General features: G+C 55.0%; 17 protein-coding genes. 6 read left to right on the forward strand and 11 right to left on the reverse strand.

Annotated elements, in window-relative coordinates:
• Positions 1 to 120: 120 nt before the first annotated feature.
• The 6 genes from IMCC3135_RS31305 to IMCC3135_RS31330 form a co-directional block, all read right to left on the reverse strand.
• Positions 121 to 312 carry a hypothetical protein gene (locus IMCC3135_RS31305; RefSeq protein WP_088922184.1) on the reverse strand — a complete coding sequence of 64 codons (192 nt, stop codon included), beginning with the start codon at positions 310 to 312 and terminating at the stop codon, positions 121 to 123.
• A gap of 4 nt (positions 313 to 316) precedes the next feature.
• A complete protein-coding gene (locus IMCC3135_RS31310; RefSeq protein ID WP_088921165.1) occupies positions 317 to 1,663 on the reverse strand; it encodes an amidase in 1,347 nt (448 codons plus the stop codon).
• Positions 1,664 to 1,680: 17 nt separating this feature from the next.
• Positions 1,681 to 3,099, reverse strand: coding sequence for a TRAP transporter large permease (locus tag IMCC3135_RS31315; RefSeq protein ID WP_088921166.1), 1,419 nt, complete (start codon positions 3,097 to 3,099; stop codon positions 1,681 to 1,683).
• The gene (locus tag IMCC3135_RS31320; protein WP_088921167.1) at positions 3,096 to 3,680 is read right to left on the reverse strand and encodes a TRAP transporter small permease subunit; all 585 of its coding nucleotides are present in this window, start codon (positions 3,678 to 3,680) and stop codon (positions 3,096 to 3,098) included. Before IMCC3135_RS31320 ends, IMCC3135_RS31315 begins: the two co-directional genes overlap by 4 nt.
• Positions 3,681 to 3,783: 103 nt before the next feature.
• Positions 3,784 to 4,920, reverse strand: a complete 1,137-nt coding sequence (locus IMCC3135_RS31325; protein ID WP_205737802.1) for a TRAP transporter substrate-binding protein — start codon at positions 4,918 to 4,920, stop codon at positions 3,784 to 3,786.
• A 208-nt stretch (positions 4,921 to 5,128) separates the two neighbouring features.
• The gene (locus tag IMCC3135_RS31330) at positions 5,129 to 6,169 is read right to left on the reverse strand and encodes a threonine ammonia-lyase (RefSeq protein ID WP_205737803.1); all 1,041 of its coding nucleotides are present in this window, start codon (positions 6,167 to 6,169) and stop codon (positions 5,129 to 5,131) included.
• 273 nt (positions 6,170 to 6,442) lie between these two features.
• Between IMCC3135_RS31330 and IMCC3135_RS31335 the strand changes: the two genes are divergently transcribed.
• Positions 6,443 to 7,573 carry an efflux RND transporter periplasmic adaptor subunit gene (locus IMCC3135_RS31335; protein WP_088921169.1) on the forward strand — a complete coding sequence of 377 codons (1,131 nt, stop codon included), beginning with the start codon at positions 6,443 to 6,445 and terminating at the stop codon, positions 7,571 to 7,573.
• An 8-nt stretch (positions 7,574 to 7,581) separates the two neighbouring features.
• Positions 7,582 to 10,728, forward strand: coding sequence for an efflux RND transporter permease subunit (locus IMCC3135_RS31340; protein WP_088921170.1), 3,147 nt, complete (start codon positions 7,582 to 7,584; stop codon positions 10,726 to 10,728).
• Positions 10,729 to 10,808: 80 nt separating this feature from the next.
• Here the strand turns inward: IMCC3135_RS31340 and IMCC3135_RS31345 are convergent, their stop codons facing one another.
• The 5 genes from IMCC3135_RS31345 to IMCC3135_RS31365 all read right to left on the reverse strand — a co-directional run bounded on the left by IMCC3135_RS31345 (position 10,809) and on the right by IMCC3135_RS31365 (position 16,056).
• Positions 10,809 to 11,534 (reverse strand): hypothetical protein, encoded by a 726-nt coding sequence (locus tag IMCC3135_RS31345; protein WP_157736458.1) that lies wholly within the window; start codon positions 11,532 to 11,534, stop codon positions 10,809 to 10,811.
• Positions 11,535 to 11,648: 114 nt separating this feature from the next.
• Positions 11,649 to 12,254, reverse strand: a complete 606-nt coding sequence (locus tag IMCC3135_RS31350; protein ID WP_088921172.1) for a CDP-alcohol phosphatidyltransferase family protein — start codon at positions 12,252 to 12,254, stop codon at positions 11,649 to 11,651.
• 18 nt (positions 12,255 to 12,272) lie between these two features.
• Positions 12,273 to 12,914, reverse strand: a complete 642-nt coding sequence (locus IMCC3135_RS31355) for an ATP-binding cassette domain-containing protein (RefSeq protein ID WP_088921173.1) — start codon at positions 12,912 to 12,914, stop codon at positions 12,273 to 12,275.
• Complete coding sequence (locus tag IMCC3135_RS31360; RefSeq protein ID WP_088921174.1) at positions 12,914 to 14,611, reverse strand: ABC transporter permease; 1,698 nt, start codon at positions 14,609 to 14,611, stop codon at positions 12,914 to 12,916. The genes IMCC3135_RS31355 and IMCC3135_RS31360 overlap by 1 nt, the downstream gene beginning before the upstream one ends.
• 38 nt (positions 14,612 to 14,649) lie before the next feature.
• The gene (locus IMCC3135_RS31365) at positions 14,650 to 16,056 is read right to left on the reverse strand and encodes an ABC transporter substrate-binding protein (protein WP_205737804.1); all 1,407 of its coding nucleotides are present in this window, start codon (positions 16,054 to 16,056) and stop codon (positions 14,650 to 14,652) included.
• A 114-nt stretch (positions 16,057 to 16,170) separates the two neighbouring features.
• On the opposite strand from IMCC3135_RS31365, the gene IMCC3135_RS31370 reads away from it, so the two are divergent.
• From IMCC3135_RS31370 to IMCC3135_RS31385, 4 genes are all read left to right on the forward strand, one after another.
• Positions 16,171 to 18,051 (forward strand): extracellular solute-binding protein, encoded by a 1,881-nt coding sequence (locus IMCC3135_RS31370; protein ID WP_088921175.1) that lies wholly within the window; start codon positions 16,171 to 16,173, stop codon positions 18,049 to 18,051.
• 98 nt (positions 18,052 to 18,149) lie between these two features.
• On the forward strand, positions 18,150 to 19,256 hold the full coding sequence (locus tag IMCC3135_RS31375; protein ID WP_088921176.1) for a microcin C ABC transporter permease YejB: 1,107 nt from the start codon (positions 18,150 to 18,152) through the stop codon (positions 19,254 to 19,256).
• 93 nt (positions 19,257 to 19,349) lie between these two features.
• Entirely contained in the window at positions 19,350 to 20,390 is a 1,041-nt protein-coding gene (locus IMCC3135_RS31380; protein ID WP_088921177.1) for an ABC transporter permease, read from the forward strand.
• Positions 20,387 to 22,009: an ABC transporter ATP-binding protein gene (locus tag IMCC3135_RS31385; protein ID WP_088921178.1), complete on the forward strand. Its 1,623-nt coding sequence runs from the start codon at positions 20,387 to 20,389 to the stop codon at positions 22,007 to 22,009. Before IMCC3135_RS31380 ends, IMCC3135_RS31385 begins: the two co-directional genes overlap by 4 nt.
• Positions 22,010 to 22,034: the final 25 nt, after the last annotated feature.

The following is a 22,034-nucleotide window of genomic DNA, read 5'->3' on the forward strand; positions in this document are numbered from 1 at the left end:
ATCAAGGTTTGCTGCTCGAGTCATATCACTTAGTTACGTGACTCGACAGCAAACCACTCGCTCTACAGAGCGCGGCAACCCTCTCTGGCTGCGCTCTGCTCCGGCCCGCTGCTTCTCTCTCTAGCCTCGATCTGCCTTGGCTTGTTCCTTGGCACGTAGACGCCGGTCATGAAACAGGAAGTCGTAACCTACCAGCAGCAGTGTTGCACCGATAACAACCCCCAGATCGACGCGCGGGACATAGAAGAACAGAATACCCAGATAAGCGATCAGCACAGCAAGCGCCAGTAACGCCATTATTTTATCGGTCATGTCATCAACTCCCATCCGGGTTGGCAATACGGTCGCTTAGCCAGCGCGCCGTACGCAATAATCGACCATCCTGAAAACGTCGCCCCACCAGCTGTACACCCATGGGCAAACCGTTCTCACTATCAAACACGGGCAACGTGACACAGGGATTGCCGCACAAAGTCCACAAGCCGTTGAAAATGGAATTGCCGGTAGAGTCCAGAGTTGCCGGGGCTGCGCCGGTTGTTGCCGGGGTCAGAATGGCATCGCAGCGTTCGAACACCTCGTTCAGACCGGAGTCCAGAATCGCCGGTAGATCCAGTGCAGACAAATAGTCACGTGCGGGTACCTTGTTGCCCGCATCCATTGCCGCTCGCATCTCGCTGGACAAAGCCTCGACACCCCGTTTTTCGTAATGATGAAAATTCTTGGCCATCTCGGCAATATTGATTCGTTGACGGGCAGCCGCCGAGTCAGCGAACATGCCATCCAACGGCACCTCGAAACACTGCTCACCGAGAAAGTCGACGAGCTCCTCCAAAGCCTGTTGCATTTCAGGTTCGGCCTGATCCCAGAAGGGTGTACGGACAAAGGCGAAAACCGGCTTGGCCGGCACCTCGGATGAAGCCGTTGCCAGCAGCCGCGGAAATGGTCTGGGTATGGTTGCTGTATCAACAAGATCATGTCCGAAGAGCACATCAGCCAGTAAGCCTGCATCTTCGACAGTGCGGGCAAACACACCGATAGTGTCCAGCGATGGTGATTGTTTGAGCACGCCGGTTCTGGAAATACAGCCGAACGTGGGCTTGAAGCCCACTGTGCCGCAATAGGCGGCGGGACGGATAATCGAACCACCTGTCTGAGTACCCACCGCTAGCGGCACCATCCCTGCGGCAACCGCAGCAGCAGAACCCGACGAGGAGCCTCCAGGGGTGTGTTCAGGATTGACCGGATTACGCGTCTTGCCCGGATGCAGAAAAGCCAGTTCGGCCGTCACCGTCTTGCCCATGATCAGAGCACCGGCAGCTTTCAGGCGTCCGATCAGTTCAGCATCGTCTGCCGGCACACGTCCCGCATCCAGCACGGTACCGTTCTCGGTGGGAATACCGGCCGTATCAATGACATCCTTTACCGCAATTGGCAATCCGTGCAAGGGGCCGATGGGAGCTCCGGACTGTCTACGCTGATCCAGCTTGCGAGCCTCCGCCAGAACAAACTCGGCATCCAGCCATTGCCACGCCTGCACCTGCGGCTCACGAGCGGCAATCAGCTCCAGATACATTCCAGCGAGGCTCTCCGCAGAGAGCGCCCCACTGGCCAGGCGGTCACGCAATTCAACCGCCGTTATTTCTGTTAACGCTATCTTTTGCATGTGTCTGTATTTGTCGATCAGCTGCCGTAGAACAGATTAGGCAGATGGAACACGATCTGAGGGAACTGGTACATCAGGACCATGCAGACAATGACCAGGAACAGGAATGGCAGTACGCCCTTGAAAATCTGGGTGAGCTGTATCGAGGGCGGCGCTATGCCTTTCAGGTAATAGGCCGACATCGCCATCGGCGGGGTTAAAAAGGAGGTTTGCAGATTCAGCGCCACCAGGATGCCGAAGAACAGGGGATCGATTCCGAACATCGGTAGCAGCGGCAGGAAGATCGGTACGAAGATGATGATGATCTCAGACCATTCCAGCGGCCAGCCCAGCAGGAAGATTATCAGCTGTGCCAGTAACAGAAATTGCAGGGGTGTCAGGTCCATGCTGGTTACGAACTCGGCAATCACCTGCTCGCCACCCAGATAAGAGAACACTGACGAGAAAGTATAGGAGCCAACAAACAACCAGCACACCATCGCTGTCGTACGCACTGTCAGATAGACCGACTCACGCATTCTCTGAAAGGACAAGGCGCGATAGATGGCAGCCAACAACATGCCGCCCAGGGCGCCAATGGCAGCCGCCTCGGTTGGTGTGGCCAGGCCGAACAGAATGGAACCCAGCACTGACATTATCAACAGTGCTAGCGGCAGGAAGGATGTCAGCAACATCACAGCCAGCTTGCCACGTGGGACATGTGGCACCTCTTCAAGCGTTGGCTTGGGCGCAGCACTGGGCTGGATCATGGCCCGCCCGACGATATATATCAGGTACAGGCCGACCAACGTCAGTCCCGGCAGCAAGGCTGCTGCGTACAAGCGCACGATAGAGACACCGGATGAAGCCGCGTACACAATCAGCATGATTGATGGCGGTATGAGAATACCCAGCGTGCCACCGGCGCAGATGATGCCCGATGCAAAGCTGTTGTCGTAGCGCGCCTTGAGCATGGCCGGCAAAGCCAATAGCCCCATCAGGGTTACAACCGCACCTACAATTCCGGTGGCGGTGGCAAACAGTGCACAGGTAATCAGCGCTGCAACACCCATTGAACCGGGCATGTTGCGCGCCGCAATGTTGAGAGTAGTAAACAATCGACTGACGATATTGGCTCGCTCGACAACGTAACCCATGAACAGGAAGAGGGGTACAGCGGTCAGCACCTCGTTCGACATGACTGTATAGGTCTGATTTATGAATAGATCGAAGATGCGGTTATTGAATAACCCCCCTATCCAGGTTGACGTCTGATCAGACATGCCTGCATCTTCAGCCAGCCGGTTGAAAGCACGCCACATGCGACCAGCATCGAAATAGGCGTAATAGCCGAAGCCGATACCCATGGCCATCAGCGTAAACGCGATGGGGAATCCGAGAAATACCAGAGCAATAAACAACCCGAGCATCAATAACGCAATTTGCGGATCACTCATGGGTGCGCATCCTTCTCAGCTTCAGCGGCTTGCGCCATCAATAGATCCTCGGTTTCGACGATATCCTCTTCAGCCTTTCTCCAGTACCCCTCGCGGATGCACAGGATGCAGCGGAACACCTGAGCGATACCCTGGACGAACAAAAGAATGCCGGCCAGAACGATGATGCTCTTGAACTGGAAGATGGGTATGCCGGCAGGACTGTTCACGCTCACCTCGGTATAGCCCCAGGAGCGTGAAGAATACTTCCAGCCGGACAGAATCAATGCTGTCACGCCTGGAAAAAAGAAAAGAATATAGAGCAACAGATCGACCCGGGCCTGTGTCTGCGGTTTCCACAGTCGGTACAGGAAATCTCCGCGAACATGACCGTTGCGCGACAAGGTATAAGCCCCGCCCACCATGAACAACGTGCCATACATGATGAAGGAGACATCCAGCGACCACGGTGTGGGTGAATTGAAAACATAGCGCACGACGACTTCGTAGCTGACCCCGAAGGTCATCAGAACAATGAGCCAGGCAAACGCCTTGCCGAACCAGGCGGATAATTTATCCGCAAATGTGATGAATCCGATCATTAAACCGTCGCCGTGTCAGTGAAAAACAAAGCCGTTCATCCGTGCTGCCCGAGGCGACAATGCCGCCACGGACCGCAACAGATGATTACTGTTAAGCCGCTTGTTACAGCTTCAACTTTCCGGGAAAGTAATGCTCATAGGCAAGACCATAATCCGGGGAGTTCATCAGCTCATAGTAGGTGACTCGCTCTACCCATGCACGCTGACTATCGAGAACCTTCTTCATGAAGGGGTCTTTTTCGAGCTCAGGAATCAGATTATCCCAGGCGCCAATCTGGGCGTCGAGGATTTCTGTAGGAGTACGATGCACGGTAACACCACTGTCGTTCTGCAGCTTTTGCAGATCTGCAGAATAGTTGTCCATGGCGCTGGCCGTATTAGCCGTTGAAGCCGCCTCTACACCGTACTTCAGGATGGCCTGCAAATCCGGCTCAAGATCTTCCAGGAAGTCACGGTTGAAGATGAACTCAAAAGATTCTGAGGCTTGATGATAGGAAGAAAGATAGTAGTTCTTCGCAACATCCTGCGCGCCGAAACGGCTGTCAGACGACGGGTTATTGAATTCAAAGGCATCGATAACACCCCGTTCCATGGCAGGCACGATCTCGCCACCTGGCAACTGTGCAACAGACATACCCATTGATTGCAGCAAATCTGCCGCCAGACCAACGGTACGATACTTCAGACCATCAATATCCTTGACCGTATTGATTTCTTCCTTGAACCAGCCAAATGGCTGAGCAAACATCGGAAAACCAAGGTAACCAACAACATTCATACCCAGAATGTCCTGCGTCAGTTCGCGATAGTATTCCTGTCCACCACCGTTATAGAACCATGAGAGCATGGTGGTTGCAGATCCACCGAAAACGGGACCTGTACCAAATAGCGATGCCGCCTTGGATTTACCGTACCAGTACACCGGTACCGAATGAGCCGCATCGATAATGCCATCGTTACACGCATCGATAACCTGAAAGGCTGCAACCACAGCACCTGCCGGTAGCAAGTCAATCTTCAAGCGACCACCGGACATGGCTTCAACACGTTCAGTGTACTGACGGGCAAAATCCATCCAGATGTCGGATGCTGGCCAAGATGTCTGCATCTTGACAACCAGTGGCGCCTGCCCGATAACCGCAGGAGCCGCAAAAGTTCCTGCTGCTGCAACCGTACCGACTGCCGCACCTTTCTTCAAGAACGAGCGCCGTGAAGCACCCTCTTCCTTCTTAACGACCATTAGATGTGTCTCCAAATGCCAAAAATGGACGGCCATCCAGCGACAGTCTGTCGCTACAACACCCGCACTTGAAAGCTATGAAATGAGACAGTGATTCAGTAATCTGATTCACTAGTCTATTCCTCCAGCTCGAAAGATAGTACAGGTCTTGTGCGCTGTGAACAATAATCCAAATGCTTTTACGCATCAAAGTCATGACGATTACGACTCAATTCCTTTGCATATGGGCAAGATAAGTCTCCAGATCGATATTACTGCCACAGGCAATAATCGCCACCCTCTTTCCGGCCAACTCCTCGGCCAACGGGCCTTGCAAAGCCGCCAGAGCCGCCGCACAAGCAGGCTCGGCAGCCAGCTTCATGTCATTGAACAGAGTACGCATACCGTGCCGCAGAGCCGAGTCAGACACACTGACTACCGCATTCACATACTGCTGCACCAGCGAAAAGGTAAAGGGCCCGTGCATGGGCGCACCCAGACTATCCGCGATAGTGTTAACGGCGATTTTCGGCAAGGCTCTACCTGCCTGCAATGATTGCTGCATGCCATTGGCACCCTCAGGCTCAACCCCGTAGACACGGCAACCAGGCTGGCAATAATGCACCGCACTGGCAATGCCTGAAATCAGACCACCGCCACCAATAGGCACTATCACCGCGTCCAGATCGGGCACCTCATCACACAGCTCCAGACCGACCGTGGCAGAACCTTCAACCATTCGTGGGCCCTCAAAGGGGTGCACCAGAGCTCGACCTTCTTCGTTCTGAATCTGCTCTACCAACGCATACAAGTCAGAGATCGTATCGCCAAACACCAGCTCGGCACCCAGCGCACGAACTCGCTCGACGCGAATCGGATTAGCAGTGCGCGGCATGACCACTTTGGCTGTGGTTCCCAGTTGCGCAGCGGCATAGGCCGTGGCAATGGCATGGTTGCCCGCTGAAAAGGCGGTAACGCCAGGATGTGGTTCAGGCCCTGTATGGGCTGCGAGCAACGAGGTGATTGCGTTGATCGTGCCGCGTGCCTTGAAACTACCGGTACGCTGCAGAAGCTCAAGCTTCACGAACACCTCGCCGCGACCCGGGCCGGACAGGGGCACCGGCCACTGAACCGTCGGCGTCTTCAATACATAAGGCGCAATTCGCTCGGCCACTTCGCGCAATCCCGCCTCGCCCCGCACTCCGGCAAATTCCAGCATTTTTCCCCACCCGGCATCATGAAAACGGCCTGCACAATACCAGACACCCATAAGTCAGGCATGCACTATTCATCAGCAATCGTTTAAACGTGATAACGCGCAACACGACATTGCTGTAAATAAGGCCGCAGAAAGACAGTTTTCAACTCTTCATTGTCAGTGTTCGACCGATAGTGGAAGTTGAGACGTGACACAGTCGTAAACTGCTACTTACACTACGACTCATCCGATAAATCATATTTTCCGTACCATTCGCGCCTTCAAAGTCATTTCTTTCGATTCCGCGTGGCTACCAGCGCCCCTGCGACACGTACAAGATTACCTATGATCAAACGAATTCTATTCTCCCTTCTGGGCCTGGTCGTTATCGTCTTTGCACTGGCGGGAACGAAGGTATTGCAGTTCAAGGACATGGGCGCTGCAGGTGCTGCAGCCACCATGCCCCCCACCGCTGTGACGGCCATTGATGTGCAGGCCGCAGATTGGGAAACAACCATCACCGCTATTGGTACTCTGGAAGCGGCACAAGGTGTGGTCATTACAGCTGACCTCTCAGGCCGTGTATCCGAGTTGTTCTTCGATGGGGGTGAGCGTGTCGAGGCAGGCGATGTACTGGTGCAACAGGAGACCAGCACCGAAGATGCCCAGCTCAGTGCTGCCGAATCCGATATGGCACTGGCCAAGAGCAACCTTGACCGGATATCCCGACTCTACAAGAGTCAGGTGGTCTCACGCTCCGAATACGACGCCGCCCGCTCGCAAAGCAGTGCAGCACAAGCGCAGCTGGACAACATCACCGCCAGCCTGGCGAAGAAAAAGATTACCGCACCTTTCGCAGGTCGGCTGGGTCTGCGACTCGTCGACATAGGGCAGGATCTCTCACAAGGTGTTGGCATCGTCTCACTGCAAGCCTTCGATCCCATGCGCGTCAACTTTTCGCTGCCGCAAAAAGCCCTGGCCAATGTCACTGACGGACTGAATGTGAGGGTCTCTACGGATGCGGTTCCGGGACGTCTTTTCACGGGAAAGATCACGGCTATCAATACCGAAATCGACAGCTCCACACGAACTGTACGTACCCAGGCTACCTTGAACGTAAAAGCCGACGATGGCAGTGCCAGCCCTGTTCTGTTGCCGGGCATGTATGCCAATGTGGAGGTGGTACTGCCAGACACACGAGCGGTTCTGATCGTACCGCTGACCTCCGTGAGTTTCGCCACTTATGGGGATTCGGTTTTCATTCTGGAGAAGAACGACAATGATGAACTGGTCGCTAACCAGAAGTTCGTGCAACTGGGTGAACGGCGTGGCGATTTTGTGGAAGTGAAGCAGGGCCTTGAACCCGGCCAGAGCGTCGCCAACGATGGCGTTTTCAAACTGCGCACCGGCGCGGTAGTCAGCGTCAAGGAAGGCGGTTCGGAGCCAAGCCTTGCTCCTCAACCTGACAATTCCTGAGAATCCACATGCAATTCACCGACCTCTTCATCAAGCGCCCGGTACTCGCTGCCGTGGTCAGCTTGCTGATACTGATTGCAGGCATTCAGGCCATCAGCAGCCTGAGCGTGCGTCAGTATCCAAGAAATGACAATGCGGTAGTTACCGTCACAACTGCTTATATCGGTGCTAGTGCCGACCTGGTTCGCGGCTTCATATCAACACCACTGGAGCGAGCTGTTTCCAGTGCTGATGGTGTCGACTATGTCGAGTCCTCCAGTCAGCTCGGCCTGTCAACGGTCAAGATCAGACTCGAACTCAATTACGATCCCATCAAGGCACTTTCCGAAATCAGCTCCAAAGTGAACCAGGTTCGTGGCGATCTGCCCCCCGAGGCCGAGATTCCGATCATCAATGTCGAGTCAGCCGACAGCGCGTTTGCATCCGCCTATCTGAGCTTCACTTCCGACATACTCAAAGCCAATCAGATAACCGATTTTCTGACCCGTGTGGCACAACCGCGCCTGTCGGCTCTGGATGGTGTGCAGCGCGCCGAAATACTCGGTGGACGTAACTTTGCCATGCGCATCTGGCTGGACAGCAAGTTGCTGGCGGCCCACAACATCACACCGCTGCAGGTACGTACTGCACTGGCAGCCAATAACTACCTCTCGGCCCTGGGCAAGACCAAAGGTGCTCTGATCGAGGTCAATCTGGCGGCTAATACAGACTTGTCCACCGTCTCAGAGTTTGAAAATCTGGTTCTACGCTCTGCCGACGGTGCCGTCATCCGTGTCAAGGATGTCGCAAGCGTTGAGCTGGGGGCCGACTCCTACGACATGGAAGTTCGCTACAACGGACAAGAGGCCATTTTCATGGGCATCTGGCCCTTGCCCAATGCCAACACCCTGGACGTAATCAAAGGCGTGCGTGAAGAACTGGATAATATCCAGAGCACGCTACCAGCAGGCATGTCAGCCAACATTGCTTACGATGCTTCGGAATACATCGCCAGCTCGATCAGTGAAGTGATTTCCACACTGACTGAAACGTTGATCATCGTCATGCTGGTGATCTATCTGTTCATGGGCTCTCTACGTTCGGTCGTGGTGCCGATCATGGCTATTCCCATCTCGTTGATTGGCGCCGTGTTTCTGATGCAGATGTTCGGCTTCAGCGTAAACCTGCTGACATTGCTGGCAGTCGTACTCTCAGTCGGACTGGTGGTCGATGACGCCATCGTGGTGGTGGAGAATGTCGAACGCCACATACATGAAGGCAAGACGCGTATAAACGCCGCCATACTTGGCGCTCGCGAGCTGGTCGGCCCGGTCATCGCCATGACGGCCACCCTGATTGCGGTCTACCTGCCCATTGGCTTGCAAGGTGGTCTGACAGGCTCCTTGTTCAGAGAATTCGCTTTCACTCTGGCAGGTGCTGTCACCATTTCAGGCATCGTGGCATTGACACTCTCGCCCATGATGTCAGCCATGCTGCTACGTGAAGGTGATTCCGAGCGCGGCTTCCAGAAGAAGGTCAACACCGCATTTGATGCGGTCAGACGCCGTTACACCGGACTGCTGAAAGGCACATTGAAGGCACGACCTGCTGTCTACATCGTCTGGATCGTGATAACGCTGTTGTGTATTCCCATGTTCATTCTGTCAGCCAAGGAGCTGGCCCCTACCGAAGATCAGGGCGTGCTGTTCGGCATCGTCAATGGTGCTGGCAACACCACCATGGATAGCGCCAGTCGCTATGCCGCACAGGCAGATGATGCCTTTCGCAGCGTGGAAGAAACCGCCTTTACCTTCCAGATTACGTTTCCATCAGATGGCTTCGGCGGCATGGTGCTGGATGACTGGAATGCGCGCGATCGAACCGTATTCCAGATAAAACAGGAGATTGCCGGCAAGCTCAATAACATTCCGGGGATCAGCATGATTCCGGTCACGCCCCCCGCTCTGCCCGGTGGCGGCCAGTTCCCGGTTGAGTTCATCATCGCCTCGACGGCCGAGCCCGAGGAAATTCTCGGTTTCGCCCAACAGCTACAGATGAAGGCTATGCAGTCTGGTCTGTTCGCCTTCCCGCCCATCATCGACACCAAGATCGACAAGGCACAGTCCGAACTGATTCTCGATCGAGAACGTGTTGCCGATCTGGGGTTGACCATGCAACAGGTCGGTGCCGATGTCGGCACACTGCTGGGCGGTGGCTTCGTGAATCGGTTCAATATTGATGGCCGCAGCTACAAGGTGATTCCCCAGGCGTTACGCGTTGACCGACTGAACCCCGAACAGCTACAGGACCTGTACGTCACCGGGCCTGATGGCCAGATGACGCAACTGGGCTCGATTGCCACTATCGAGAACAGTACGGTGCCTCGTTCATTGAATCGTTTCCAGCAACTGAATGCGGTGAAACTCAGTGGCGTCACGATCAGTACACTGGATAACGCACTGACGTTTCTTGAAACCGCTGCAGAGGAAATTCTGCCATCCGGCTACACGATGGACTACACCGGAGAATCACGACAACTTCGACTCGAAGGCAACAAGTTCTTGCCAGCCTTTGCATTGGCCGTGGTGCTGATCTATCTGACACTTGCGGCTCAGTTCAACAGCTTTCGTGATCCACTGGTCATTCTGGCAGGCTCCGTACCACTAGCGATGTTCGGTGCATTGATCTTTACTTTCCTGAAGATTCCCAATCCGGAGATGCCCTACTGGACCAATAGCTTCACCACAACGCTGAATATCTATTCGCAAGTGGGACTGGTGACTCTGGTCGGTCTGGTCGCCAAGAACGGCATCCTGATTGTAGAATTTGCCAAACACATGCAGGAACAGGGTTTGACCAAGCTGGCCGCTATTCAGGTCGCAGCAACCACGCGCCTGAGGCCGATTCTGATGACAACGTTTGCAACGGTTGCCGGCCACTTTCCACTGGTTCTGGTGAGCGGCCCGGGCGCCGAAGCCCGTAACTCCATCGGCCTGGTGCTGGTTGGCGGCATGGGTATCGGCACCTTGTTCACCCTGTTCGTCATCCCCTCAATCTACATGCTGCTGGCAAGAGATATGCACGGCAAGCTGGACGAACTGCCTGAAGAATACAACCGGGACGTCGTGGATTCAGGAAAACAGGGACCAACTTTCCAGCAAGCCCATCCTTCCTGAACTATTGGCGCCTGCAAGGGCGCCTGCAAGGGCGCCTGCAAGGGCGCCTGCAAGGGCCGCTCCCGTCAAACGGGAGCTGTTCAGCGATTGGTAAAATCAAACAGACCGGTGTAATGACCTTTGGCAGTCAGACCATTTTGGAGAGTCACGCTGAACTCCAGTTCGATATCCGGCAATATTCCCGTGAACTCAATGGTGCCTCCCAGCACGGCTAATTGCTCGTCTTCATCGACGTTGCCACTGCGGTCAATATCGAAACCGACATAGGCATTGGCAAAAAAGGCGTTACCTGCCAACGCCGCGCTTTCGGCGCCTATAGGAGAGTAGCTATAGGTCACAAATGAGAACTCATCACCGGGGCTGAACATTTCGGCATAGATGATGGCCGTGGCTTCCACCGGCACCAGCAGATTATAGATTTCTTCAGAAATACTAGTCGGCATGATCGTGAACTTGCCGTCTGTCACGGTGAAGTTGACGTTGAAATGCTCTCCCTGAACTCCCCAGATATCTCCCAAAGCAGCATCCAGTGGATAGCTACGATCATTGACTACCAGGCTACTGTCGCCCTCAGGCCCTATGACCACAAGATGTTCAGAATTTCCCACAATTGGTGAGTCGGCCTGCGGCTCTCCAGTACTGTCTCCAGTCTGTAAGCCGGCACCACCATCTTCGGCGGGACCCAACAGATCACCGGCGGGAATCGAAGGCCTGTCATCAGCACTTGTCGCAGACGAGTTTCCGCAACCATGCAAAAACACGATGCACGGTAACAACGCAAAGTATTTGAAAAAACAACTCGCCACGAATCCAGCTCACTCAATAGTCGATTGACTAACTTACCGGAACCAGACCAACACCGCTACCACCACACGGCTACATGGGGAAGTTTTGAGATCAGGTAGAAGTGCCCCGCGGAACTACTTCAAGGTTGCAAAACCGAAGTAAATTCGATTGATCGCAGTGACCAGACACAGCGCTGCGAAGCTCCATGCAATGATCGGAAAATAGGCTGGAAACAGACACATCAGCGCAAAACACAGGATGGTTTCTGTACCCTCGGCCAGTCCGTTGAGGTAATACAGGCTCTTGTAGCCAAAATCAGGGCTTTCGATCGAATGCTTCTGGGCCTGTATGGCAAAGGCCAGAAAGCTTGCTCCCGTACCCACAAAACTGGCAATAAGCACCGCCGCTGGCAACGCATTGTGCAGTGGATCTGCCAAGGCAAAACCCAGTGGGAACACGGCGTAGAAAACAAAATCCAGTGTGATATCCAGATACCCACCAGCGTCACTGGGTGAGTCCAGCCGAGCCACCTCGCCGTCCAGACCGTCAGCCAGGCGATTCAACAACAAAAAAATCAAGGCAGTTTTATAGTGGCCCAATGCCAGCAATGGCACACAGGCGACACCAATGACAAAACCGAAAACGGTCAGCCTGTTTGCCGTCAAGCCACGCCGCTGCGCATGTACGGCGACGGTTCGCAAATGCGGCTTCAGACGTGGAACCAGATATTTGTCCAGCATAAGAAATGCTCCTGTGGGTTACCCGCCTGCCTGGCTGTTGCCAATGTCCAGAATGTTGGCCTGCTTCGGTATATCGGCCAGATCATGTGTGACCAACAGTACCGGTAGCTGCGCAGCCGCCTCCCAGGTGAAGCGTCGAATCTGCTCACGAAGGGTCGTGTCCAGACCAGAAAAGGGCTCATCGAGCAGCAGCGCGCAAGGGTCGGACAGCAAGGTTCTGACCAGACTGACTCGGGCACGCTGCCCACCGGACAATGTTGCCGGGTCACGATTCTCCATGCCGCCTAGCGATGCCTCTTCCAGACTTTGCCGGACTCTTGCATCACGCTCCTGCCGACTGCCTCCGCGCAACCCGAAGCGTAAATTGTCACCGACACTCATGTGTGGAAACAGATAGTCCTGCTGCAGCATCAAACCCAGGCGACGCCGCTCGGTTGGCAGGCAAGTCAGCTGACGTGGTCCCAGCCAGACATCGCCGGAGACACACAGGCGCGAATCATTGGTCCCGGTCAACCAACTGAGAATGCTGGATTTACCACTACCACTAGGGCCCATCAGAGCCAACACCTGACCCGGCTCAACCTTGAACGAGAGTCCCTTGATCAGCCAGTTGCCATTGGGTAACTGCAGGCTGAGATCTTTGACGCAGAGTTCATGCATTAGCGGACAGGAGCTCGATTCGAGGAAGGATTTTTCTGCCGCGCCACACGTAGTTGGCGCCACCGGGGATAGATCAGTGCAAAGACAAAAGCCAACAGAGGCAACAGACTCTGCAAGACGGCCAGAGCTGCGATCATGCGCCGATCAACACCACCAAAACTGGTGACCAACTCCGTCGCCAGGGTCGGATGACGACCCGCCCCCATCAGTAGGGTTGGCAGATACTGGGCCACACTGACCGCGATCGCCACCGCCGAGGCCTGACATAGAGGCCGGCGTAACATCGGCAAGCGGATGCACCACAAGACTCGCCAATATCCCGCACCCAGAGCCTGAGCCGCATAGCCCCATTCAGGAGCCAGCTCGCGCCAGGGCACCGCCAGGATCAGAATGACGTAGGGCAAGGTATAGAGCCAGTGCGTAAACACCACGGTCCACCATTGGCCGTCGATACCGGCCCACAACGTCACGGCCTGCCAGCCAAACAACAGACTGACCTGTGGTATCAGCAGCGGTACGAACCAGATTCCATCCAGTCGCGGCACCAGAGAACGACGCTCCAGTTCAAGCCAGGCAATGGCACTGAGCAAAGCAAGTAACAGCGTCGTGACGGCGATGGTCAGCGTCGTCCAGGCAGGCTGCAATAAGACATCGGCACGAGAGGACCAATTAGTCAGTGTCCATTGACTGGGCCAGGCATCGGGAAAACGCCAGCGACGCGTAAAACTCCAGACCAGTAACAGCGCCAGCGAGCTCAGACTCGTCAACAGGATCAGCACCATGGCACTCATGCCCAGTCGTCTGAACAAGGTGATGCCGTGCCCTCGTACACCGCTCTGACGCCGTCGTTTTGCAATGAACGCCATCAGGCATTCCAGCATCCACATGCCCAGGAAACAGATGACGACGAGCATCGCCAGCAGCACTGCACCTGCCGATGCCGCGGCACGCGAGCCCGGATCATTGACCAGCGACATCAGCAATACTGCCAGCGTCGGTGGATTACCCGGCCCCAGCAGGACAGCCATATCCACCACCGTCAGATTGAATGCAAGAATGATAATCAGCGTCAGACGGATGCGCGGATACAAACGCGGCAAAATGAGACGACTCCAGCAACGGGCAGGCGCATAACCCAAAGTGCGGCCGATACGCAAGGAGGCGTCAACGTTCAAGGCAGGCAGTTGCGCGGCTGCCGCGAGCAACAGAAACGGTGTTTCTTTGATCACCAGACCGATAATCAGTGTCCAGCCACCGGCATCAGGAACCACCCAGTCAGTCGGCGGACGCAACCAGCCAGTCAGCTCAGGCGAGACCAGCCTCACCAGAGCGCCGCTTGGCGATAACAGAAAGATCAGCCCGATGGCAATAGCCGCGTGCGGCACTGCCAGAATAGGCGGCATGGCAGCACCTAACCAGGTCCACCAGCGAGTTCCATGCACGCAAACGAGCGTCAGCAGCGTCATGCCCAGAACCAGAAACGTGGAGATGAGCCCGGTCGACAAGCTGCAAATCAGGGCAGGTACGAACCGGGGGTCTGACAATATCTGTGCAAAGCCGTTGCCCGGTGCCAGTGTCGGCGCCAACCCCAGTGCCGGCAACAAGGTACCACCCAGCCCCAGTACCACCGGTAACAGAAACAATCCGATCAGGAGCCAGGCCATCGCTCGCAGCAACAATTGGCCAGCTACGCTCATTGATACACGCCAGGCACCTGCAAAATCAGCACGGCCGGTTATTGGCCATAGTGCTGCAACCAGCCAGCTTCAAGCGCCTGCGCCCAGGATGAATGAGGTTCTGACAGAACCTTGCCCGTCCCCAGAGGCAGAGCCCAGACACCCAGATCAACCGCATCAAACAGTGCACGATCGGGCCCAGTCAGCGAGGCTACATCCAATACTGTGGGCTCGCCCCAGAACTCGGGATCAGCCTTGCGAGCCTGCGCTTCGGGCGACAGTAGAAAATCAGCCACGACCATGGCACCGGCTTTCGCGCTGGCATTCCAGGGAATGGAGACAAAATGGGTGTTACCGATGGTGCCCTTATCGAAGACATAAGTACGCACAGTGTCTGGCAACTGGCCACCTCTGACCGCCGCACTAGCCTCATTGGGATTGAATGAGATGGCTATATCCAGCTCACCATCATCGAGTAACTGACGCGTCATCTCGCCACTGGTGGGCCATGTTTCACCGGCACCACGTAACTGTGGGTGCAACTGATCCAGATAGGCCCATAACGGTGCAGTTACTGCATCAAAATCTGCCTCCTCCACGGGGACCGCCAGTGCCGCTGCCGCATCGCTACCACTGCTCAGTTCGATCAGCAGCTGCTTGATGAAGGTGGTGCCATGAAAAGCCGGTGGTGCCGGATAGGCAAAACGACCGCCCTCTTTGACAAAGTCCAGCAAAGCCTGTGCCGAGGCTGGCGGTGTCTCCACGGTCACAGTGTCATAGATAAAGACCAGTTGCGCGCCTCCCCAAGGTGATTCGAGTCCCTCAATGGGAACAGAGAAATCCGCCTGCATCGATGCTGATTTATTGAGCAGACTGGCATTGGGCAGAGTGTTGGCAAAATCCCCCCACAGCAAACCACCACGTTTCAATGAAGCAAAATTCTCACCATTCACCCACACCAGATCGACATTACCATCGGCATTGCGCCCAACCAGCTTGGCGGCTTCCAGCTGACCGACCACTTCGGCAATATCGCCAACCTTGACATGCTCCAGGGTGACTCCATACTCTTTCTCCAGACGATCTGCGGCCCAGGACAGATAACTGTTGATGCGCTCACTACCTCCCCAGGCATTGAAATACACCGATTCTCCACGTGCCTCTTGCAAGACTTCAGGCCATGGTGAATCGGGCTCTACAGCCTGCGCCTGACCTGCCGCTGCCAGTAACATGGCACCCGCCGTCATGCGCCAGAATCGTTGCAGGCGAGCAGGACGGGAAACAGTTTGCCGAGCATCAGTCAGGGTGCAGGCATGATCACTGCTCAATGCACCTGATTCTTGTAGATAATTGGACATGGGCATCAGGTGCTCTGGTTCACGGTGTTCAGGAGAGTACGTTGTACCGCCAGTGTACTGGCAGCCCATGGATTCCCATAGACCGGCGATATGGCGCTCTTTTGTCATTTAAAAAGGTAAAAGGTTCCAGAAAACCGTTATTAAGGGTGTCCTGAAACACTCCTGCCCAGACTGCTAAACTTGTTTTAAACCCGTTGGTACAGTGGAGCTTCATTACTCATCATGACCATATACTCTCACTCTTTCCCAAGACTGACAGCCAGCCTTGTACTAGGGGCCGCCTTACTCGGCAGCACACTCCTGGGCTCGCCACGACTTCTGCACGCAACCGTTTCAGAGCAAGGCGTGACAACGAGCTGGAGTATGGCTGAGTTTGGCGAACCGCTCTATGATGAGAACCTGACGCACTGGCCTTATGTCAATCCTGATGCGCCAACCGGTGGCACCGTCGTTCTGGGCGACTTTGGTAGTTTTGACAGCCTCAATTCCTACATCCTCAAAGGCGAGTGGCCACGCAGCATCAGCCTGGCCAGCGACACCTTGATGGTCGGTTCAGGTGATGAACTGGCGGCAGCCTATGGCTTACTGGCCAGTACGGTCGAATACCCTGCCGACAAGAGCTGGATCATTTTCAACCTGCGCCCCGAAGCACGTTTCGATGATGGCAACCCCATCACGGCAGCTGACATCGAATTCAGCTTCAAGACTATCCGAGAGCATGGCCGCCCCTTTCTCAAGTCGTTCTACAGCGAGGTGGAGAGTGTTGAAGTGCTGGGCGATCATCAGATCAAGTTCAGCTTCAATACGACTGGCAGCATGAAGCCGCTCATGAAGGTTGCCGGCTTGTCGCCCTTGTCAGTCGAGTACTGGAAAGACAAGGACATCAGCAAGACCTATCTGACACCGGGCCCCTCAAGCAGTGGCTATTTTATTGCCGACGTTGATGCTGGCCACTCGATTACCTACAAGCGTGTCGAGAATTACTGGGGCAAGGATCTGCCGGTCAACAAGGGATTGAATACTTTCGACTCTCTTCGCTACGACTACTACCGCGACCTGGAGGTCATGCTGGAAGCCTTCAAGGCCGGTGAAATCGATTTTCGCGCAGAGAACAGCTCCAAACGCTGGGCCACGGCCTATCAGACAGAAGAGGTGGAAAAAGGCGAAATTGTTCTTGATACACCGCCGGACAATGCACCCGGTGCCATCCAGGCATTCTTCTTCAATCTGCGACGCGCACCATTTGATGATCATCGAGTTCGTCAGGCAATCAATCTGCTCTACGACTTTGAAACCATCAAACGCACGATTCTGTACAACCAGTACGAACGTATCAACAGCTACTTCCCCAATTCCGAATACGGTGCCGCCGGCGCTCCCAGCCCCGATGAGGTGGCCGTGCTGGAACCGTTTCGCGAACAACTGGACCCAGCCGTTCTCACGCAAGAATTCCTGTCACCCGTCACCGATGGCAGTGGCCGTAATCGCCGGGAAATGCGACAGGCTCTGGCGCTGTTCAACGAGGCTGGCTGGAAGCTTTCAGGTGGCAAGCTGATGAAAAATGGTCAGCCCTTGAAACTGGAATTACTGCTGGTGCAGGCTGATGGCCAACGAGTGGCGGCCCCCTGGATCCAGAATATGCAAAAAGCCGGCATCCAGACATCCATTCGGCTTGTCGACAGCGCGCAATACCAGGTGCGAGTAGACGATTTTGATTTCGACATGATTTCAGCGCGTCTCAATTTCTTCCCGCCCCCGGGCCCAGAGCTACGCTCCTACTATGGCAGCGCTGCCGCCGATGAACGCGGCTCGGCCAATATGGCAGGCATCAAGAATCCTGTGGTCGATGAGCTGATAGAACAGATCATTGCGGCCGACTCACTGGAAAAACTTCAACTCACCACCCGGGCACTGGACCGGGTATTGCTGTGGAATCATTATGTCATTCCGCAATTCTTTAACGCAGAGCATCGCATTGCCTACTGGAATCGATTTGGAAAGCCCGATGTTCTGCCCAAGTACATCAGTTTCGGAGGCTCAGGCTTTCCGACGGGTTGGTGGCTGGATACCGAGCTTGACAGCAAACTGGACCTGGATCGGTAATGCATCGATCCCCGTACCTGGCTGTGTGTTCAGCCTTGCCAGGCTTCTGCCTGGCAAGCACCTTGTAGGCCGCATATGAACGCAGATATTCAGCGCTGATGCTGGCTTATATCTTCAGACGATTGCTACTGATCATTCCGACATTAATCGGCATCATGGTCATCAATTTTGTCGTCATCCAATTTGCCCCGGGTGGTCCGGTCGAACAGGTGCTGGCAGAGATGCGCGGCAATGCCGTTGATGCTACCTCAGCCTTTTCAGGCCAGGCGGGAGATCTGCAAACCAATACACAAGGCGGCAGCCTGCAGGCAGGCACCACCAGCAAATATCGTGGCGCCCAAGGACTCGACCCTGCCATCATCAAGGAGATTGAAGAGCAGTTCGGCTTTGACAAGCCGGTACATGAACGCTTCTTCAGCATGCTGTGGGACTACGCACGCTTTGATTTTGGCAACAGTTATTTTCGTGATGAGAGCGTCATCAACCTGGTTCTGGACAAGATGCCCGTCTCGGTCAGTCTGGGACTATGGACCACTTTATTTGTTTATCTCATCTCCATCCCCTTGGGAATTCGCAAGGCGGTAAAAGATGGCTCATCCTTCGACGTCTGGAGCAGCAGCGCCATCGTCATCGGTTACGCCATTCCCAGCTTCCTGTTCGCCATTTTGCTGATCATCCTGTTTGCAGGCGGTCGCTATATGGATATCTTCCCCTTGCGTGGACTGACATCCCCCGGCTGGGAGCAACTCGACTGGTTCGGACGTATCAAGGATTATCTCTGGCATATCACACTGCCGGTGACGGCTATGGTCATCAGTGGCTTTGCCAGCCTGACCATGCTGACCAAAAATTCGTTTCTGGATCAGATCGGTATGCAGTATGTGCAAACCGCCCGAGCCAAAGGGCTCAGCGAGCACCAAGTACTGTACGGGCATGTGTTCAGGAATGCCATGCTGATTGTCATTGCCGGATTCCCGAGCGCCTTTATCTCCATTCTGTTCACCGGCTCCATCCTGATCGAGGTCATCTTCTCTCTCGATGGGCTGGGACTGCTGGGCTGGGAAGCCACCATCAATCGAGACTATCCGGTGGTTTTTGCCACCTTGTATTTCTTCACCTTGCTGGGGCTGATACTGCAACTGGTAGGCGATGTGATGTATCACCTGATAGATCCGCGAATCGATTTTGAAAGCCGTGACTTCTAATTTCAGGATTGGCGCACGAAAAGCCCCGCTGTCAGTGCCGTTAGTGCCCCAACTCGCACGACTTTACCCCCTGGACACGTTGCCACAAACCGTATGCCTTTAAGTCCTCTTAATCAACGTCGCCTGAACAGTTTCAAGCGCAACCGGCGAGGCTACTGGGCGTTCTGGATATTCATGGTGCTGTTTGTGCTCTCGCTGGGCGCTGAACTGATTGCCAACGACAAACCAGTCGCAGTTCATTATGACGGTGATTGGTATTTTCCGGTTTTTACCGCCTACCCCGAGACAACTTTCGGCGGCGATCTGGCATTCGACGCGGACTATACCGACCCGTATATCACTGATCTGATCCGTGAGAAAGGCTCTCTCTACTGGCCATTGATTCCTTTCTCCTATAAGACAATCGATTTCGAGCTAAGCTCCAGTCCGCCCAGCGCCCCCTCTGCACGACACTGGCTGGGAACCGATGATCAGGGTCGCGACGTGCTGGCACGCATCATCTACGGCTTCCGGGTATCGGTCAGCTTCGGACTACTGCTCACCCTGTTCAGCACGGTTATCGGGGTGACCGCGGGTGCCGTACAAGGCTACTTCGGCGGTTTACTGGACTTGCTGGCGCAACGCTTCATTGAAATCTGGCAGGGACTGCCGGTGCTCTACCTGCTCATCATCATGGCCAGCGTCATTCAGCCAGGCTTTGTCTCATTATTGGTATTGATGACCATGTTCAGCTGGACCGCTCTGGTGGGTGTGGTGCGAGCCGAGTTTCTGCGCGCCCGCAATTTTGAGTACATTCGTGCGGCCAGAGCACTGGGGGTTGGTGATGCGGCCATCATGATTCGTCACACGCTGCCCAATGCCATGGTGGCCACCGTGACCTTTCTGCCCTTTATCCTCAGCGGTTCGGTGACCACACTGACGGGGCTGGATTTTCTGGGTCTGGGCCTGCCACCAGGCTCAGCCTCGCTTGGCGAGATGCTCAAACAAGGACGTGACAATCTGCATGCACCGTGGTTGGGATTGACCGCCTTTATCGTACTGGCCATCATGCTCAGTCTGCTGGTGTTTGTCGGTGAAGCCGTTCGCGATGCACTGGACCCACGCAAGACATTCTCAGGCAGCACGCAATCATGAGCGAAACTCTGCTCGATATCAGGGATTTGAAAGTGGCCTTTGGTCATGGTGAGGACAGTGTAGAGGCCGTCAAAGGCGTCTCGTTCAGCATTGACAAGGGCCAGACCGTGGCACTGGTGGGTGAGAGTGGCTCAGGCAAGTCCGTAACCGCCTTGTCTATAATGCAACTTCTGCCCTATCCGTTTGCCCATCACCCTGCGGGCAGCATTGTCTATGATGGTCAGCAACTTCTGGGGGCAGGCCCGACGGTACTGCGCTCGGTGCGTGGCAATCAGATCAGCATGATCTTTCAGGAACCAATGACGTCTCTGAATCCCTTGCACAGTATTGAAAAGCAGGTAGGAGAATCGCTAAAACTGCACAAAGGTCTGACCGGTCCTGCGGCACGCAAACGGGTACTTGAGCTACTGGATCTGGTAGGCATCAAAAAAGCCGCCGATCGTCTGGGCGCCTATCCACACGAACTATCGGGAGGCCAGCGTCAGCGCGTCATGATTGCCATGGCTCTGGCCAACGAACCTGATCTGCTGATTGCCGATGAACCGACAACGGCCCTGGATGTCACGATCCAGGCGCAGATACTCGAACTACTGTCCGACTTGCAGTCTCGCCTGGGCATGTCCCTGTTGCTCATCACCCATGATCTGGCGATCGTACGCAAGATGGCCGACCAGATCTACGTCATGAATGGCGGTGAAGTGGTCGAACACAATAATGCCAAGACTCTGTTTGCAGCACCAGAACACCCCTATACCCGACACTTGCTATCGGCCGAACCCGGTCAACTGCCAGTGCGTGACGCGGCGTTGGAGGATGTGGTTCTGCAGGCCCGCGATATTCATGTCCGTTTTCCCATCAAGGCAGGCCTGCTCGGGCGAGTACATCATTATGTAAATGCCTGCAATGGTATCGATGTCACTGTCAGGGCCGGCAGAACCGTGGGCGTGGTCGGTGAGTCCGGCTCAGGCAAGACGACACTGGGACTGGCCCTGCTACGACTGATCAAAAGCGAGGGAGACATCCATTTCAATGGCATGCCGATACACGATAAATCCGGCACCGAACTGCGCTCACTGAGAAAATCCATGCAGATCGTCTTTCAGGATCCCTATGGCAGCCTGAGTCCACGAATGTCCATCCTGCAGATCATCGAAGAAGGCTTGAAGGTGCATCAGCCAGAGCTCGACCTGCCAGCTCGTCAACAACAGGTCACCCAGGCATTGCTGGAAGTGGGTCTCGATGAATCGGCCCTCAATCGATTCCCGCATGAGTTCTCTGGAGGTCAGAGGCAGCGAATTGCCATCGCCCGTGCAATGGTGCTCAAACCTGCATTGGTGGTGCTGGATGAACCGACCTCCGCCCTGGACATGTCGGTGCAGGCACAGATCGTCCAGCTATTGCAAGAACTGCAGGAACGTCACGGTCTGGCCTATCTGTTTATCAGTCACGATTTGAAGGTCGTACGCGCGCTGAGCGATGAAATCATCGTCATGCAGGACGGGCGTGTCGTGGAAAGCGGTCCGGCCAAGCAGATTCTGGATAATCCGCAGCAAAGCTATACCAAGGCCTTGATGCGAGCAGCGTTTGACTTGGAAGCGATTGACTTGCCGGACGAATAAAGTCTAGCGTAATGCTCACTTACAG

Origin of the sequence: Granulosicoccus antarcticus IMCC3135 (genome assembly GCF_002215215.1) — a bacterium.
GTDB classification, from domain to species: Bacteria; Pseudomonadota; Gammaproteobacteria; order Granulosicoccales; family Granulosicoccaceae; genus Granulosicoccus; species Granulosicoccus antarcticus.